Origin of the sequence: Blautia sp. 210820-DFI.6.14 (assembly GCF_020558815.1) — a bacterium.
Taxonomy (GTDB): Bacteria; Bacillota; Clostridia; order Lachnospirales; family Lachnospiraceae; genus Blautia_A; species Blautia_A obeum.
In genome coordinates, this window is sequence record NZ_JAJCKS010000001.1 from 283,031 (window position 1) to 300,499 (window position 17,469).

16 protein-coding genes are annotated in these 17,469 nt (G+C 44.5%); all 16 read right to left on the reverse strand.

All coding sequences use genetic code 11. The features are described from left to right. Positions 1-161 precede the first annotated feature (161 nt). Positions 162-713 (reverse strand): ECF-type riboflavin transporter substrate-binding protein, encoded by a 552-nt coding sequence (locus tag LI112_RS01265; protein WP_022389086.1) that lies wholly within the window; start codon positions 711-713, stop codon positions 162-164. A gap of 77 nt (positions 714-790) precedes the next feature. Beyond that, the gene (locus LI112_RS01270; RefSeq protein ID WP_055065908.1) at positions 791-1,402 is read right to left on the reverse strand and encodes a viroplasmin family protein; all 612 of its coding nucleotides are present in this window, start codon (positions 1,400-1,402) and stop codon (positions 791-793) included. A gap of 178 nt (positions 1,403-1,580) precedes the next feature. Continuing rightward, the gene (locus LI112_RS01275; RefSeq protein WP_005428134.1) at positions 1,581-1,955 is read right to left on the reverse strand and encodes a RidA family protein; all 375 of its coding nucleotides are present in this window, start codon (positions 1,953-1,955) and stop codon (positions 1,581-1,583) included. A gap of 134 nt (positions 1,956-2,089) precedes the next feature. Then, complete coding sequence (locus LI112_RS01280) at positions 2,090-3,310, reverse strand: nitrogenase component 1 (RefSeq protein WP_055055379.1); 1,221 nt, start codon at positions 3,308-3,310, stop codon at positions 2,090-2,092. Beyond that, on the reverse strand, positions 3,307-4,683 hold the full coding sequence (locus LI112_RS01285) for a nitrogenase component 1 (RefSeq protein WP_118012393.1): 1,377 nt from the start codon (positions 4,681-4,683) through the stop codon (positions 3,307-3,309). The genes LI112_RS01280 and LI112_RS01285 overlap by 4 nt, the downstream gene beginning before the upstream one ends. Then, complete coding sequence (locus LI112_RS01290; RefSeq protein WP_005428139.1) at positions 4,677-5,444, reverse strand: nitrogenase iron protein NifH; 768 nt, start codon at positions 5,442-5,444, stop codon at positions 4,677-4,679. The genes LI112_RS01285 and LI112_RS01290 overlap by 7 nt, the downstream gene beginning before the upstream one ends. Beyond that, positions 5,437-5,709, reverse strand: coding sequence for a TM1266 family iron-only hydrogenase system putative regulator (locus LI112_RS01295; RefSeq protein WP_005428140.1), 273 nt, complete (start codon positions 5,707-5,709; stop codon positions 5,437-5,439). The genes LI112_RS01290 and LI112_RS01295 overlap by 8 nt, the downstream gene beginning before the upstream one ends. 333 nt (positions 5,710-6,042) lie before the next feature. Further along, complete coding sequence (hypE, locus tag LI112_RS01300; protein WP_117627649.1) at positions 6,043-7,059, reverse strand: hydrogenase expression/formation protein HypE; 1,017 nt, start codon at positions 7,057-7,059, stop codon at positions 6,043-6,045. 96 nt (positions 7,060-7,155) lie between these two features. Beyond that, positions 7,156-8,208: a hydrogenase formation protein HypD gene (gene hypD, locus LI112_RS01305; RefSeq protein ID WP_005428143.1), complete on the reverse strand. Its 1,053-nt coding sequence runs from the start codon at positions 8,206-8,208 to the stop codon at positions 7,156-7,158. Continuing rightward, the gene (locus LI112_RS01310) at positions 8,208-8,417 is read right to left on the reverse strand and encodes a HypC/HybG/HupF family hydrogenase formation chaperone (protein WP_005428144.1); all 210 of its coding nucleotides are present in this window, start codon (positions 8,415-8,417) and stop codon (positions 8,208-8,210) included. Before LI112_RS01310 ends, hypD begins: the two co-directional genes overlap by 1 nt. A 54-nt stretch (positions 8,418-8,471) precedes the next feature. Then, entirely contained in the window at positions 8,472-10,880 is a 2,409-nt protein-coding gene (hypF, locus tag LI112_RS01315) for a carbamoyltransferase HypF (RefSeq protein WP_005428153.1), read from the reverse strand. A 46-nt stretch (positions 10,881-10,926) separates the two neighbouring features. Further along, the gene (locus tag LI112_RS01320; protein WP_005428154.1) at positions 10,927-11,970 is read right to left on the reverse strand and encodes a nitrogenase component 1; all 1,044 of its coding nucleotides are present in this window, start codon (positions 11,968-11,970) and stop codon (positions 10,927-10,929) included. Beyond that, complete coding sequence (locus tag LI112_RS01325) at positions 11,967-13,250, reverse strand: nitrogenase component 1 (RefSeq protein ID WP_227190118.1); 1,284 nt, start codon at positions 13,248-13,250, stop codon at positions 11,967-11,969. Before LI112_RS01325 ends, LI112_RS01320 begins: the two co-directional genes overlap by 4 nt. After that, positions 13,247-14,008 (reverse strand): nitrogenase iron protein NifH, encoded by a 762-nt coding sequence (locus tag LI112_RS01330; RefSeq protein ID WP_022389082.1) that lies wholly within the window; start codon positions 14,006-14,008, stop codon positions 13,247-13,249. Before LI112_RS01330 ends, LI112_RS01325 begins: the two co-directional genes overlap by 4 nt. A 175-nt stretch (positions 14,009-14,183) precedes the next feature. Continuing rightward, entirely contained in the window at positions 14,184-15,575 is a 1,392-nt protein-coding gene (locus LI112_RS01335) for a sodium:alanine symporter family protein (RefSeq protein ID WP_022389081.1), read from the reverse strand. A gap of 176 nt (positions 15,576-15,751) precedes the next feature. Continuing rightward, entirely contained in the window at positions 15,752-17,311 is a 1,560-nt protein-coding gene (cls, locus tag LI112_RS01340) for a cardiolipin synthase (RefSeq protein WP_005428162.1), read from the reverse strand. Between the last annotated feature and the right edge of the window lie 158 nt (positions 17,312-17,469).

A 17,469-nucleotide genomic window follows, 5' to 3' on the forward strand; every position in this document is an offset into this window, starting at 1 on the left:
CAAAATTTATATTAACCATTCAATAACTACAAAAACAATTCAAGAATACTATCTGATCAACAATAGAAAAAGCCTTTTCACAAGCCATATAAGCTACATGAGAAGGCTTTTCCGACGCTGTCCACTTCTGCATGAACACCTGTGAACAGCAACTCCATATCTTATTCCTGATCCAGGGAACCCTTCTTGGCAATCGTCTTTGTATATGCCAGAACAAGAAGTCCACCTACGATCACACCGGTGACTGTATTAGAAACCGCTGCAAATACACCCTGTGCAAATACTTTGTTTGCAGGTTCTGCATAGATCAGAATATCAAGTACAGGTGCTACAACTACCCATCCGATCACATGCGCGATCACATTTGCAACTACAAATACAGCAACTTTGCCTTTTCCGAATTCACCTTCCTGAACATCAAGTTTCTTGGCAAACAGTCCGATAACCACGCCGACAAATGCTGATGTGATTACCCAGCTCCACCACGGACTTCCACCCCAGGAAAGATCAATCAGTGCGTGGCCGATAAACCCGATCAGTCCGCCTGCAACCGGTCCATACATAGTAGCCAGAAGTGCAAGTACTGCATACTGAAGACTGATATTTGTGTTCGGTACCGGGCTCGGTATTGCAACAAAGCGTCCAAGTACAAAGAACAGTGCTGCGCCAATTCCGACAGCAACCACGGTTTTGATACTGCTGTTGTTTTTCATGATAGTATCCTCCTCAAAAAGTTTTGCTCCGGTCATGCCAGAGACAGTGATAGTATAAGTCTTTTGGGCAGATTTTGTCAATGGATTCCAAGTGCTTCTTTTGCAAGTTCATCGACCATATCATTGTACTTATCATTAGAATGTCCTTTGACTTTTCGAAATTCAATGTGAACCCGTTCTTTCGCCTTACGATAAAAATCACGATATGCAATCGTTCCGGCTTTGTTTGCTTTCCAGTCACCATTGCACCAGCTCGCGATACCCTGATAATCGTGATAAATTATAATAGAAGGGATTTTGTGGTCCAGAGCGTATTGCATCGCTGCTTCACTTCCTTTGATCTCACCAGCCACATTTCGCATCTGCGCCAACTCTGGATCAGACATTTTCTGCGAAAATTTCTCTTCTTTTCCATTGATCAGAACCACCATCCCGTAGGAAAATTCTTTCGTGCCTGCATGATAGCTTCCATCAACGTAGATTTCCACCGCACCTGCTGACGGATCACCTCCCTGCATGTCATCTGCAGCCACAGCAATTCCCAGATATTCCTTTGCTTCCTCTTCCGTCCCAAAGCTCTTATATATCGCGCCCGGATACCCCATTACCTGCTTCTTACACTCATCCCAGGTAAGGAACATCCCTATCTTTCTTCCCTGTCTTACTGCATAAAATTTCTTTTTTGCCATGCTGCCTCCTATCTGTCATCCTTCACTGCCATTCACAGATAATATCCGCCAAACAGCAGCCACCCTATTTCTTCTTATACTATACATGAGAATTTTCAAATTACAAGAAAAAAAGAAGACTCCCGTCATGGAAATCTTCTTTTTTCTGACTTATTTAATACCATACGATCTGACAGACTTATTCAGCTACTGCAATCGCTTCTACTTCACACAGAACATTCTTCGGAAGCTGTTTTACAGCAACGCAGGAACGAGCCGGTTTGCTTGTGAAGTATTTTTCATAGACTGCATTAAATGCAGCAAAATCTGCCATATCAGCAAGGAAGCATGTTGTCTTTATAACATTGTCAAATGTAAGACCAGCTTCTTCAAGGATCGCTCCAACATTTTTGCAGGACTGCTCAGCCTGAGTCTCAATCTTATCCCCTGCAACTTCGCCGGTTGCCGGATCTACCGGAATCTGGCCGGATGCGAATACAAAATTTCCTGCCATTTTAGCCTGAGAATATGGTCCAATTGCTGCAGGTGCTTTCTTAGTTTCAAATGTTTTCATGAGAAATTCCTCCGTTCAGTCTTTTTCTCATCATAGCACCAAAATTTTTGTTTCGTCAATATATTTTTTGTATTTTATTCTGCAGTTTCCTCTGTTTCTGCCTCTGCTGCCCATACCGGAACTGCTGCTCCAGGTCACATTATTTTCTCTTGGCTCTGATATATCATTTCAGGATATTTACGTTTGATATCTTTCAGGAAGATCCGACCGGAAAATGCAATATGCGGAAGCTCATAAAACTGGCTCTGCTTCGGGCAGATCGGACGATACAGAGGATCCGCCACAATAATTTCTGCATCTCTCAGCAGCTTTTCCATCTCTTCTTCGCCATTTGCTGTACAGTCATTTGTCGCCAGAAGATTCTCGTGAGTTTCCAAAGGACAGATAACACGGACTGGTTTTTGATATTTTTTTTCGATGAATGCCGCCAGCGAGCCCATGGTTACAGCTTCACCAATGAGGGTAATTTCCGGTACCCCGCTTAAACGGTTTGCAAGATACGCTGTCGAATCATTATCCTTTTCCTCATTTCTGCCTTCTGTTTCATGTGGGATTTTTTTGTTCATGATCTGTATAAGTTCTTCTGTAAATCCGCTGATCGGAGTTCCGATGACATACGGAGTCCCGAATTTCTCTCTAAGTATCTTCGCAGCCGGAAGTCCCACGGAAGAAACAACCAGATTCATTTCTACTTCGCCTGTGCGGGACAAATTTTCAAGTGTATCCCCCATAGCCCAGGAGGAAACAACTTCCCATCCATATTTTTGAAGATTTTTCTTCATGATATCTACATTGATCTGTGGCCCAAAATCCAGTGGGGTTACACCAAGGAGATTGAGCGTATGAGGTTGGTTGACTGACGATTCTCTGTCAATTGCCGATTCTGCTCTTTTTGATACAGTTTCCGACTCTCCTGTAAATCGCTCTGCAATCCTTGCCAGAGCAATTCCTGCACCATAAGTGTAATCATGCATACCATTCGTTGGAATGGCAAAAGCCGGAATTCCTGTCTCTGTCTCAATCACCTGGGCAATTGCAGGAAAATCTGTCCCATTCATAAATGGGATTGGAGAACCCGCAAGGGCAATAAACTTTGGCTTCAATTCTCGCGCCGTTTCTTCAATATCATAAATAAATTTCGCATCATTTCCCATGACTGCATCGATCTCTGTCAGCCCTGAAATATAGATCAAACTGTCCTGATCGTACCAGCGAATCTCATCGTGCGTATTGTAGGTAGAATTACAGCCTGAAGGATCGTGCATGACAACCATACCGCCAAGTTCATACAGGGCAGAACACACGCCTGAAACATCCGCAGTATAAACCGGTATAATCTTATACGACTGTCTCATATGCAGCTTTCGCACCCCCATCCTTTGCGAATGATCAGATCTTCCGGATCTTTTTCTTCGAGAAAAGCTTCTGTCATCAATTCCAGAGTCCTTCGAATCCCATCAAAGCCCCATAGACCACCACCCTGCACCATATTAACAAAATAACTGCTGCCGGAAAACCAGGCGGCTTTCTGCCCAATGGCAAGAACTTTCTCTTCTGTATGGCGTGGAAGGACACGCATCTTTGCCTGAATCGTAGCACAGAGTTCAAGATCTGGATGATGTATCTTTAACCAGTCAAATACATTTTTTTCTTCCGGGCTTACACTGTCAAGGTAAACCGTTGTCACATGAAATCCATGTTTCAGAAGAAAACCTGCAAGTCCAAGTGGTCTGGGATGATACAGATAGTCCAGGACGATCGAAGTATCACCAATGATTGCTTTGGCGTGACCAACAGCATTTTCGCAGAGTGTAATTTCTCGTTTGCAAAAAGCTTCCAGTTCTTCAGATATTGTTTCTATACCTAAAACATTCTCCTGTTCCTGGCCCGCCTGCAGCTCCTGTAGCAGCTTTCTCAGTTCTTCTTTAATTTCCCTATAATCAAAACTTCCCGGCAGATACAGATGTTTTCTGTTCAGTCTTTCGGCCAGCATTTCTGCACCATATTTAGCCGGAGGATAGCAGGAAATAAAAAATTCTCCTGCACCAAGACACTGGTATTCTTCCCAGTTTTTGCATGCCGGGATTTCTCTTAACGTGTATCCCTTATTTTTCAGCAAACGCTTGATATCACTGTTTTTATCCAGCACAAAGTCACTTCCGACAAGAGTCACTGTTTTCTTATCAATGTGTCCTGCTGTCAGAGGATCATACATTGCTTTGCGTAGTTTCTGATCCGGCGTAGCTCCATGCTTCTGCATGATCGGATCCATATAACAGCGTACGAACACGATCTCCGGAAAGCGTGCTTCCAGTTCTCCATACACCAGTTCCAGGTCACATCCCAGAAAATGGTGCAGACATACTGTAAAAAGAAGCACTGCTTTCGGTTTTTTTTCAAGTTTCTTCAGGACATCGGTCACGCCTTCGATCGTCACATCCTCCAGATTTCCATTGAGAAGATTTTCTTCTTCTACAATCACAAAGGAAAAACGTTCTGCTGCATTCATCTCTGCCGCTGTCAGGACAACACCCCGCATGCAGTTGTCTGCACAGACATAAATCTGGATTGCCTCTGGCATCAGCATTCCGGTATGAACAATGTTCCAGTTACCATGTGCGGGAGAATTAAATTCCAGACCTGTTGGAAATGGAACAGGAAAATCAGCCTCTCCAATCGTTGTAACCGCACCTTCCGGATCTATCTCACCACCAACTCGTTTCAGCATAAACCATCCTCTCTGCAGAGGTTCAGAATCTGCTCTGCCAGTATGCGGTATTCTGTTGCCATTTCGCTTTCCGGATAACATTCCATCAAAGTCTTTCCCTGTTCTTCTGCGTCTGTAACCAGATCACTGTGGGTAAGTTTTCCGATTACCTTTGTTTCAAAATCTTCCGCAAGTTCCTGTACTTTTTCTTCTTCCCGTTTTACATTGCGGCGATTCAGGATAATTCCTCCAAGGGCAGCATAACCACGGTTTCTGAAATTCTGTACCGCCATGGCAATATTGGCCCCGGCATGGATTGCCATATTTTCCCCGGATGTGATAATCAAAACTTTGTCCGCATATCCTTTTCGCATTGGCATGGAAAAGCCCCCGCAAACAACATCCCCCAGTACATCATAAAGGACAATATCCGGTTTATAGGTTTCATACGCTCCGGTTTCCTTTAATTTTTCAAGAGCCGTAATGATTCCACGTCCCGCGCAGCCAAGCCCTGGTGTCGGACCACCTGCCTCTACACAGATCACGCCCTGATAACCGACCATGGTCATGTCTTTGAGTTTGAGGTTCTGCTTTTTTTCATTATAAAGATCAAGCACCGTTCTCATTTCTTTTCCGTGACGAAGCTGAATCGTGGAATCTGCTTTTGGATCACAGCCAATCTGCATAACTGTCAAACCTTTTTCTGCAAGTGCTGCTGCCACATTGGATACAGTCGTTGATTTGCCAATGCCACCTTTGCCGTACACTGCTATTTTAATCATGTTTTTCCTCCATGTGTGTGATGACATTGGAATAAGCGGTCTTCGTGGATACACCTTTCAGTCGGCCAATCTTGCCTGAAAGAGCACTGATGATATCCTGTGAAGCATCAATGGCGATACTGATGATGCTGATTCCTTTTTCACGGTATGGGATACCCATGCGACCGATGATATGGTCACGGGCATCGTAAAGGAGCTGGTTTAAAGTTTCAATCGAATTGTTGTCCTCTACAATGATGGAGATTACTGCTACTCTAGTATCCATATTAGTCCTCCGTGTTATACATACAATAATTATAGCTGTTCAGTGCCCTCATGGGACATTTCTTCTGAACAGAGCAATATATTATTAAATTCATCCAGTCAACAGAATTCTGCACGAGTAGAAAACTGGATTGAACTGACGGCAAACGGAGATTTCGTCGAGAGTTATGTGCTAGCTGCTGTCACCGAACGCACTGTCTGAGGCAAAGCCGAGTTTGCGCGAATGACAGCAAACAAGCGCACGTAACGAACAGAAATCGCAGTGTGTCAGGAAACCAGTTTTTCTATCTCTGTGCAGATTCGTGATTACTCATAATTAATGATTACTCATATCTTAACATATACGCGGCAATAACTCTCCCCCCGGCTGTGGAAGGAGTGCCTGAGTGCCGATTTCAGTGGTCATGACGACTTTACCCGGCTGATCATCAATAACTTCTCCGATAATGGCAGCATCTTTGGAGTATGGACATTTGCGGAGAGTCTCTACGATTTTTTCAGCTTCGGCTTTTGGTGCCATGATGACCATACGGCCTTCGCATGCCAGATAAAGTGGTTCGAGTCCGAGCATGCCACAGACTCCTTTGACTTCCGGTGCTACCGGAACGGAGGCGGCATCAAGTCGAATCCCAACATTGCTCTGTCCGGCTATTTCATAGAGAACAGTTCCGACACCACCTCTTGTAGCATCGCGGATTACATGGAGATCATGAGTCGTGTTCATAACAGCTTCTACTGTTTTCCAGAGAGGCGCGCAGTCGCTGGTAACATTTGCTTCAATTCCGAAATCTTCTCTTGCAAGAAGGATCGTGCATCCATGTCTTCCGACATCTCCGGTCACGATAATCGCATCTCCCGGCTGCGCAAGTGTTCCGCCAACATTTACTCCGTCTTCAATCTGTCCCATTCCGGTCGTTGTGATAAAAACACCATCCACCTGTCCTTTTCCGGCTACTTTGGTGTCTCCGGACACGATATGTACACCTGCTTCTGCCGCCGTTTTTTCCATCGCAGAAACGATTTCTTCCAGTTTTTCCATCGGAAATCCCTCTTCGATAACAAATGCACAGGTCAGATAGAGTGGTTTTGCACCCATGCAGGCAAGATCATTGACTGTTCCACAGATAGAAAGTTTACCAATATTTCCTCCCGGAAAGAATGCCGGTGAAACGATAAATCCGTCTGTTGATACTGCCATTTTTCCTGCCGGCGGAGTCAATACTGCTGCATCATCTGCAGTCAGATCCGGATTTGCAAAATGTGCTGCAAAAATCTGGTCGATCAGTTCAGAGGTCTGGCGACCTCCGGCACCGTGTGCCATCGTTACTGTTTTATCTTTTAAACTGCTCATAGGATCATCCTCTTTTTTCTTAATATTATCATACCTGCAGATTGCTTCATTACTTCGTAATTCTCGGAGTCTTACAATCATTCGGAATACGTTGATTTATTGATTGTCTCCATACGCATAATAAGCCGAACATGCACCTTCATTCGAAACCATACACGCGCCTACCGGATGTTGCGGGGTACAGACTTTCCCAAATACTTTGCAATCGGATGGTTTACATTTTCCCTGCAGGACATCTCCGCACCGACAGGCAGGATTCGCTTTGCCCTGAATCGATGGAATGTTGTATTTCTTTCTTGCATCAAATGCACTCCATTCTTTTTTGAGGCAGACTCCTGACTTTGGAATCACTCCAAGACCTCTCCACTCACTATCGCACGCCTCTGTCATTTCTTCGGTAAGCTGTTGTGCCTCACGACTTCCTTCCGGCTTCACAACTCGCGGATAGCAGTTTACAAAGAACGGTTTTCCCTCCTGAAATTTCACCAGTGCAACCGCCAGTGCTGTAAGAAGCTCTTTTGCTGTAAAACCGGCCACAACACCACTTACCCCTTCCTCTGTCAAATCTTCACAGAGTTCCGTACCTGTGATTGCATTGACATGTCCGGGATACAGAAAAACATCTGCACTTCCTTTTAAGGCTTCATATGCCTGTGGCATGGTTTTGTTCGCCATTAACAGAGAATAATTAGAAAGCTCATCTTTCTTCGCCTGTTTTACAGAAAGGCACTCTGCCGGTGTCGTTGTTTCAAAACCGACAGAAAGAAAAACGACCTGTTCTTCCGGATGTTCAAGAGCATATTTTTCTGCATCGGCCGGAGAATAAACGATTCTGATCTTTGCTCCTTTTTCTCTTGCTCCTGCAAGGCTCATTTCCGTTCCAGGCACTCGTACCAGATCTCCAAAGGTACAGATCGTCACATTTTTTTTCAGTGCCAACCACACCGCTTCATCAATAAATCCGACTGGTGTTACGCAGACCGGGCATCCCGGACCAGAGATCAGTTCCACCTGTGGTGGCAGAAGTTTGCGAATGCCAAGTCGAAATATCTCGTGTGTATGTGTTCCACAGACTTCCATGATACGGACTGCCGCACCATCATAGTTCTCTATGATCTCCCGCGCTGTTCTTTTTTTCTCTTCTCCCATTACAGCAGTTCCTCCATTAACTGATCTGTTTCGTCATCATCTTCATCGGTGATCTTTGCAATTGCAACGCCTGCGTGAACCATCACATAATCGCCTGGCTCCAGGTCTTCCAGAAGCTGTGCGGAAACTTCTCTCTTAGCTCCACCAGCATCTACAACTGCTGTTCCTTCACTGATTTTTACTACTTTTGCTGATAACCCTACACACATGGTAATGCCTCCCTTTTACTATGTAACTTGTATTATTTTATATAGTCTTTGTCTCTATGCTTTTTCCAGATATGCCATCGCATACACAGCCTGTCCCAGCGCAATCCCACCATCATTTGGCGGCAGCAGCTGATGTTTCAACACTTCAAATCCCTGTTCCAGAAGCATATGATCAGTCAGCTCCAGAAGCAGTCTGTTTTGAAAAACCCCGCCACTTAAGGCTGCTTTATTACAGCCGCTCAGTTCTCTGATCTTCACACAGGCTGCCGTGATCTGGCAGGCAAGCTCCCGATGGAAAAAGTATGCCAGCTTGCCCGGATCTTCTCCATTTAATTGACGATTCAGGATTTCTTTTATCAGGGATTCTGTGTTGAGCAGCAAGCGATCACCTGCAGAAATCAACTTGTCATCCATTCTCTTTATTTCTTCTGTCTCTGACAGATTTTCATTTCTACTGAGAGTATCTGTATCCTCTTTATCGTAACCATATTTTTCAGTTTCCTGAATTTGTTGTTTACTCTTTTCAAGCATAGTTTCCCGGTACTCTTCTGCTGCAAATTCCAGTGCCATAGAAGCCTCACCTTCAAATGTAGACTTCCTTCGGATTCCAAGCATCGCACTCACACCGTCAAACAATCGTCCTGCACTGGTTGATATCACGGCATTGATCTTACGATCTGCCATGGTAAACTGCACGTTTGCTTCCTGTTTCGTACAAAGTTCTAATTTTTCTGTGATTTCAGCTGCTTTTTTTCTGTCACCTGTCATTCCATAGATCAGAGAAACTGCAATTCTCCATCCTTCTTTCGAAGAAGCGTCTCCACCAACCTGAAGAAATGGCATCACACTTCCCACTCTCGTGAATCCATCTAAATCTGATAACAGGATTTCTCCTCCCCAGATCGTACCGTCAGTTCCATATCCGGTTCCATCAAAAGATACACCGATCACCTGCTCTGCGCAGTCATTTTCTGCCATGCAGGAAAGGATATGTGCATAATGATGCTGCACTTTCACCACCGGAAGTCCCAGTTCTTCCGCGACCATCACAGAATTGTACTTTGGATGCATATCACAGCATACAATCTCCGGTTCTACTTCCAGCAGTGTTTCCATCCTTCCTACAGTCTCCCGAAGTGCTTTTACCGTTCGCAGATCTTCCAGATCTCCGACATATGGAGACGGATAAAATCGGTTATCCACACCAATGCAAAAAGAATTCTTGAGTTCTCCACCAATGGCAAGCACCTGTCCTCGATATGGTGTGGAAACCATAAACGGAAGAGGTGCATACCCTCTGGAACGTCGGATCATATATGGTCTGTCCTCATAAAAATCCATTACCGAATCGTCCGCACGGATACGGATCTTGCGGTCATGGGACAGCATGCAGTCGCAGAATCCGGACAATTCTGCCTCTGCTTCCTGATCATCACGACAGATTGGCGCACCAGAAGTATTTCCACTGGTCATTACCAGAAATTCCGGCATTTCAATTCCATCATCATATGTAAAAATCAAAAGCTGTACTGGTGCATACGGCAACATTACACCAACTTTGGGATTGCCCGGTGCTACGGACGGACAGAGGATTTTTGCTTCTTTTTTCTTATCCAGAAGCAGGATCGGTTTCTGATGTCCATCTAGGATCCTGGTCTGTTCTGCACTCACTTCACATTCTTTTCTGACTGCTTCGAGATTTTTTGCCATCACTGCAAACGGCTTCATCGGACGACGTTTAAGCTGGCGAAGTTTCCGAACTGCTGTTTCATTCGAAGCATCGCAGCAAAGATGAAATCCTCCGATTCCCTTGATTGCAACAATTCCGCCCCCGGCAATCGTTTTTCTCGCATAAGTGATTGCTTCTCTGCCCCGTTCTTCTCTGCCGATCAGATACACTTCCGGACCACATTCATTACAGCATACCGGCTGTGCATCGTATCTTCTGGTCGCAGGAGCATTGTATTCTTTCGCACAGTCCGGACACATCGGAAACTCTTTCATACTGGTCCGCTCACGATCATAAGGAAGCGAATCCAGAATCGTCAGTCTCGGTCCGCAACAGGTGCAGTTGATAAACGGATGCAGATATCTCCGATTCTTCGGATCAAACATTTCCTCTTTGCATTCCTCACAGATTGCGATATCCGGAGAAACAAAAATTTCACCCTTTGTCTTCTCGCTCTCGATGATATCAAACTGTGTATATCTCTCCGAATTCTCTATATTTTCTACATTTATTTTAAGGATTGCCGCACGCTTCGGCGGTCGATTCTCGATATCTGAAATAAATCCGCTGACAGCTTCCTCTGGTCCCTGTGCATAGATTTCCACATAAGGCCCCTTGTTACAAACATTTCCATGTATTCCACGAGCAGCTGCATGACGGCTGACTGTTGGCCGGAATCCTACCCCCTGCACGATTCCATAGACACGGATCTGTCTGGTAATCTCTTCACTCATAAGTTTCTCCAATCTACTGTATCACTTCATAAATACAGCAGGATTTTTATTTTCCAATCAACTTTCCAGACACCGCAAAATGCCGTGTGTCTACAAATATTCCCTTAAATTCTGGTATCATCCGCTCCATACATCCATCTGCAAAAATGATATCAAAATCTCCATTTTGCACAAGTTCTATGTAAGCATCCTCATCTCGGAGAAGCACATCACCATCTGCCAAAAGCTCTTTTTTCATCATAAACCAGCTTGCAATCTGAACTCTTTTTGCACCCTTCTTCAACAGTTCTTTTCGAATAGAATTTGCAATTACCTGCTGGTGTACAATGAGAACTTCTTTACCGGTATAATCTACATCTGGAATTAGTTCATCCACCAGCGGATAGTGAATTTCATACGGTGTCCCAAATGTCTTTTCCAGATACTTTGCTGTCATTAGTGCCGCCGGCGAAACAACGATATTTCTACTTACTGAGGAGGCTTCTCTTATCTCTTCCAGTCCGTCTCCCATGCAGTAACAGACTGCCTGTTTGCCATATTTCTGCTGATATAGATCACGTATTTTGTCTGCCGCGTCAAGGTCACTGACATCCTGCGGTGTCATCCCCAGAATACCAATTCTGTCTTCTTCCGCCTGATATTTTTCTATCGCAAAAATCTTAAAAAGCTCCAGAAAAGCTTTCTCTTCGCCTTTGTCATAGAGTTCCATTCCGTCTGTATCTACTGTCAGGATTGGCAGTTTTATCTTTTTTTCACTCATGCGTTTAAGCGCAAGATAGTCTGTTGCGATAACTGCTGGAACCGGAGTTCCAATCACTGCTACAAACGTTGCATCTATCTTCTGCACCACATCAGCAAGCTTCGCCACCAGGCGGTCATCACGTCCCAGGATTGCATCCATATCTCGAAGTCCGGCGCTGAAAATTGCACTTTTCTGTTCAAACCACCGTGGCTCATCAAATCCACAGACATTGCCGGTGCATCCTCCGGCATCGCAGATCACCACAATACCTCCCAGTTCAAAAAGTACTGACACCGCACCTGACTGATCTGGTGCGAACGGCGTCAGGTATTTCCGAAGTCCTCTCATCCAGCCACCTCCTTTAACGCCTCAAACAGCCTTCTCACCCCGGCGAATCCATACGGCTGTTCGTCCTGGTTCCACATCAGTCCAGGACAGTCCTGATGGTAATAAAGGGCATCCTTGCCTATGGTGATATTCACTCCGCTCTGTGCCGGATCGTAATAGATCATGGTTGGTTCCATATTGGAAAACACCCTCGTTTCCGGGCTTAAGAGTGCAAGCTGTTTCATATACACAAAGTTCTCTGCCGTAATCGTTCCATAAATCTCAGGTACTTTGAATCCATATTTCAGAAGAGCCAGTGCCAGTTCAAACGGATCCCCGTTCATGCATTCCCCGACTGCAAATGATGCATCCGGACAGACTTTTCGGAAATCCTCGATTCCCTGTTCTGCTGCTTCTCGATACTCGTCCAGCTCGAAGGAAATGCCCAGTACAGACGCAAGTGCCTGATACTGATTCTGTATCTTATCCGTCTGATATAAACGTCGTAACTCAATAAATGGAATCTTCAGTCTGTCATTAAAATCCTCCGCCGCATAACGTGATTCCTGATGCAAAACCAGATTGAAATTCGCCTCCGCCATCGTCTTATATTCTTCAAAATCTCTGCATCTGGATATCTCGTGGATTGTCTTAATTCCTGCACTGTGAAGGAGATCATACAGCTCACAGCCATCCACAAGCGGTGAGAAAAATCCCAGAAGATTAACGACATTTCCCTTCTTTTTTGTCGGCTCTAGCAGGGAATATAAGGACTGTCGTACATGTACCATCGGTGGTTTTCGTCCTTCTCTGGTCAGTGCATACATGTAGCACGGCCGCACCGGAAGCCCCGCTTTTTCTTCTGCTTTTCGGCACACACGCTCCATATCTGTGCCAAGAAGTGCATCTACACAGGTGATGCAGATCATCACAACAGAAGGCTTCTTCTCAAGACCTTCACAGATTTCTGCCACTGCCTTTGGGATTTTCTTCAGATGACGGCCAGTCACAATATCTGTCTCATCCATCATCAAATAAAAAAAGCGATTGTCATATTCGCGCATGGAACTGATCAGAGACGTATTTCGCCCACAGCATCCCGGAGCCACGATCAGCATGATCGAACCCGGAACTGCCAGCCCTGCTCTCTTGACTCCGAACCCTTCTGCTCCCGGAGAGTTAAAGGCAAGGGTCGCCGGAGAACTGTAAATAAGATGCATATTTGATTTAAACTGACCCGGGATATTCTCTCTTCCACGTTCATTCAGTTCTTCTACTGTACAATAATAAGCTCTGCTCATTCTTCTTCCTCTGCTTTCAAAAGCATCTCTGCCAGATCAAAAAAGCGTCTGCTAATCGAGGACTTTGCATCTCCTTCGATCACTGTTTTACCCTGGTCTTCCCATCGGATGATCTCATCACTTCTCGGTATCTCACCAACAATCGGAATACCGCTCTTGTCTGCAAATGCCTGCACTTTTTCTGTTTCATTTTCGACGTTTCGATGATTCAAAACAATACCGAAAACCCGCGCATAACTCCGATCTTCGAAGTTTCTCACGGCACTGGAAATATTATTTGCAGCATATAAAGCCATCTTCTCTCCGGATGTCACGATCAGCACTTTCTCTGCATATCCTTCACGAATCGGTGCAGCAAATCCTCCGCACACTACATCACCAAGCACATCATAAAGAACCACATCCGGCTGGTATGTTTCAAATAATCTCAAATCCTCCAGAAGCTGGAATGTCGCAATAATTCCTCTTCCGGCACACCCAAGTCCCGGTGTCGGACCGCCTGTTTCAATACAGAGAACGCCTCCGAATCCTTCACGTGAAATGTCTTCCAGTTTCTCCGGTTCCTCGTCCTCTTCCCGCATATAGTTCATAACCGGGCGAAGTGGTTCTCCACCAAGCAGATTGATCGTAGAATCTGCCTTCGGATCACAGCCAATCTGAATGACTTTCTTCCCCATAGAAGCAAAAGCCGCCGCCAGATTGGAAGTCACTGTCGATTTCCCGATACCACCCTTTCCATAAATTGCCACTTTCAGCATTTGCAAATACCTCCCCATACATACAAAAAGACTCCTCCACCGTCAGGGTAGAGAAGTCCTGTAAATTTCACATCAACAACTATTCCCGCTCGGATGAATTCCTTGCCGTCAGAGTCTGTTCTGTTTTCGTTTTATTCTGTTTTATTGTACTTTAAAGACACCGGGTGAGTCAATACTAACAGGAATATATTTCAGACTGAAATTCCTGAATATCTTTTGCGATCTCACCACTTAAAAGCAACATACAGATCAGGTTTGGAATCGCCATAAGTGCATTCGCAATATCCGAAAAATTCCATACAAGGCTCAATGTCTGTGTACATCCCAAATAAGCGACCAGCGAAAATACAACTCGGTAAATCATGTTAAATTTGTGTGTTCCCAGAAGATATTCAAAAGCTTTTTCTCCATGATATTCCCATCCCAGAATCGTGGAAAATGCAAACAATGTGATGCCGATTGTTACAAGCCATCCGCCTGAAGTTCCAAGGATTGTCTTAAATGCGGCAATCGTAACATCCGAACCTGTAAGCATTTCACCGGCTTCATTGGTCATTCCAAGGACCCCTGAAGATGCAATGGCAAGGCCAGTAATCGTGCATACAACTATCGTATCCCAGAAAGTACCGGTCATATTTATGTAACCCTGACGTACCGGATTATCAGTAGTTGCCGCTGCCGCTGTGATTGCAGCAGAACCCATACCTGCTTCATTTGAAAACACACCACGTGCAACACCAAATCGCATCGCACTCATCATAGATGCAACAATGGAACCGCAGAGGCCACCACCAACCGCTTTGACTGAAAATGCCATTTTAAAGATCATCGCAAGTCCTGACGGCAAATTGGAAATATTTCCCAAAATTACGATCATTCCACAGATGACATAAAAAATTGCCATAACGGGAACGACAATCGAAGAGACTTTTGATATGGATTTAATTCCGCCTACAATAATCAGTAAAGAAACTACTGTGATCACAATTCCAGTTACCCATGTCGGCACGCTAAAGGTAGAATGTAAAGCTCCGGCAATAGAGTTTCCCTGTGTCATGTTTCCGATTCCAAAAGAAGCAATTACTGCAAACAGAGCAAAAAGCCATGCCAGAACAGCGCCAAACGTCTTATTTTTCAGACCTTTTTTCATCGTATACATAGGACCGCCACTCATCTCACCCTTGGCATTTATCTCTCGATATTTAATTGCAAGCATGCACTCACTGAATTTGGAAGTCAGGCCAAACGCTGCCGAAATCCACATCCATACAAGAGCTCCCGGACCACCAGATACCATAGCAGTTGCAACACCAACAATATTACCTGTTCCAATAGTAGCTGCGAGTGCCGTTGTAAGTGCAGAAAACGGAGAAACATCCCCTTCCCCACGACTCTTTGTGCGTGCCTCTTTACTGAGAGTACTCTTCAGTGCATATCCGAGATTTCTCCACGTCAGAAATCTTGTTCGAAATGTAAGAAATATTCCGGTTCCTACCAACAGGACCAGCATAACCGGTCCCCAGACAAAATCATCAATCTGTGCAATAATTTCGTTCAACTGTTCCATATCGATGTTCCCTCCTCTTTTCCTATACATTAAAGTACTCCCGACAGCTTCAAAAAAATGCATTTTTTTCGGAAATGCAAAAAGGAGCGATGCTGTAGCAACATCGCTCCTTTTGATAAATGTATAATTTTCTGTATTATATACTTATTTTCACACTTTTGTCAAGACAATTTTGTTTACAGCAATCCCGCAAACAATCTCATAAACAGCTGTCCCAGTCGCAGGTATGCACTGCGTCCTGTACGATATTTTTCTGTAACTTCGCGGCACTCTTTCATCGTCTCATACAGGTCATTTCGAATATCCTGAACAGCATCACAGTCTGCCATAAAGCATCCATTTTCGAAGTGATGATACAGACTTCGATAGTCCAGATTGATTGTTCCACAAGTCGCCATACAGTCATCCGCAACACTCATCTTGGCATGACAAAATCCCGGTGTCCATTCATAAATCCGAACCCCATCCTTGACCAGTTCATGATAAAAAGATCTGGTGACATTATAGACCAACTTCTTATCCGGAATTCCCGGGGTGATGATCCTTACATCAACACCACGCTTTGCAGCAAGTGTCAGTGCATGTGCCATTTCATCCGTAATGATCAGATATGGTGTCATAAACCAGCAGTATTTTTCTGCTTTATCTGCCATACTGATGTAGACCTCTTCTCCCACCTGTTCATCATCCAGTGGACTATCTGCATAAGGCTGTATAAATCCTGTCTGCTGTGCCTCATATGAATATTCCAGGAGAAACTGCTCAAGATCCGTGTCATTTTCATCCTTATCACTGACAGCATTCCACATCTCCAGGAATGTCACCGTCAGTGAACGTACTGCATCACCTTCCAGACGAATGCCAGTATCTTTCCATTGTCCATAAGGATGTGTCAGATTAAAATATTCATTTGCAAGATTATAGCCTCCTGTGAATCCAATCTTGCCGTCAATCACCGTAATTTTTCGATGATCTCTGTTGTTCAGAAATAAATTTAAGCCTGGCACAAATGGATTAAAGACCCTGCAACGTATTCCGACAGCCTCCATCTTTTTGATAAAATCTGTATTGATAAAGCCAATCGAGCCCATGTCATCATAAAAAACACGGACCTCTACCCCAGCCTTCACTCGTTCTTCCAGCACATGCTGAATCCGCTGCCACGCATCGGCATCTTCGATTGCATGGTACTCCATAAAAATAAAGTGCTCTGCTTTTGCCAAATCAATAAGCTGTGCTTCCAGCCCCTTTGCCGCCTCATCGTAATAAGTCACATCCGTATTCTGATACACCGGATAAAAAGCATTCCTGTAAATATACGAAGATATATTTCCTGCCTTTGGAAGTATCTGTTCAAGTTTTTTCTGAATTGTACGGTTCTGTGGAAGACAAGGCAAAAGCTGTTCATCAATTTTCTGATAGCGCTTTCGCATCTTTGCCGTACCTCCATTCAGACCAACCAGCAGATACAGTCCAAGTCCCATGATCGGAAATGCGAGGATCAGAAGAATCCAGGGCATCTTGATCGTCGATGTGACCGGCGATGCATACATATTCAAAATGACAATCAGTCCCAACACTCTTGTCAGAAGGTTCAGTGCTTCTGCATATCTGTTCAGTCTGGTAAACAACGCAACAATAAACACAACCTCTAACAAAATGCACAATACGGAGAATGCCAGCCTGGCAACTCCGTTTTTGGTTTTTGCCCTTCCCTCCAACGTTGTATCTTTCATAAAACCCACTCCCTCTTCTCTGTTATTCTTCCGCCTGCTGTAGCGGCAAATCCATTTTGTGATTGTGATACATCATAGCACTTTACAGAGAATCCGTAAATATTCAAAAACTAAGCTTTTACCCAAAATTTCAGGGAGAGCCACTGACTCTCCCTGCA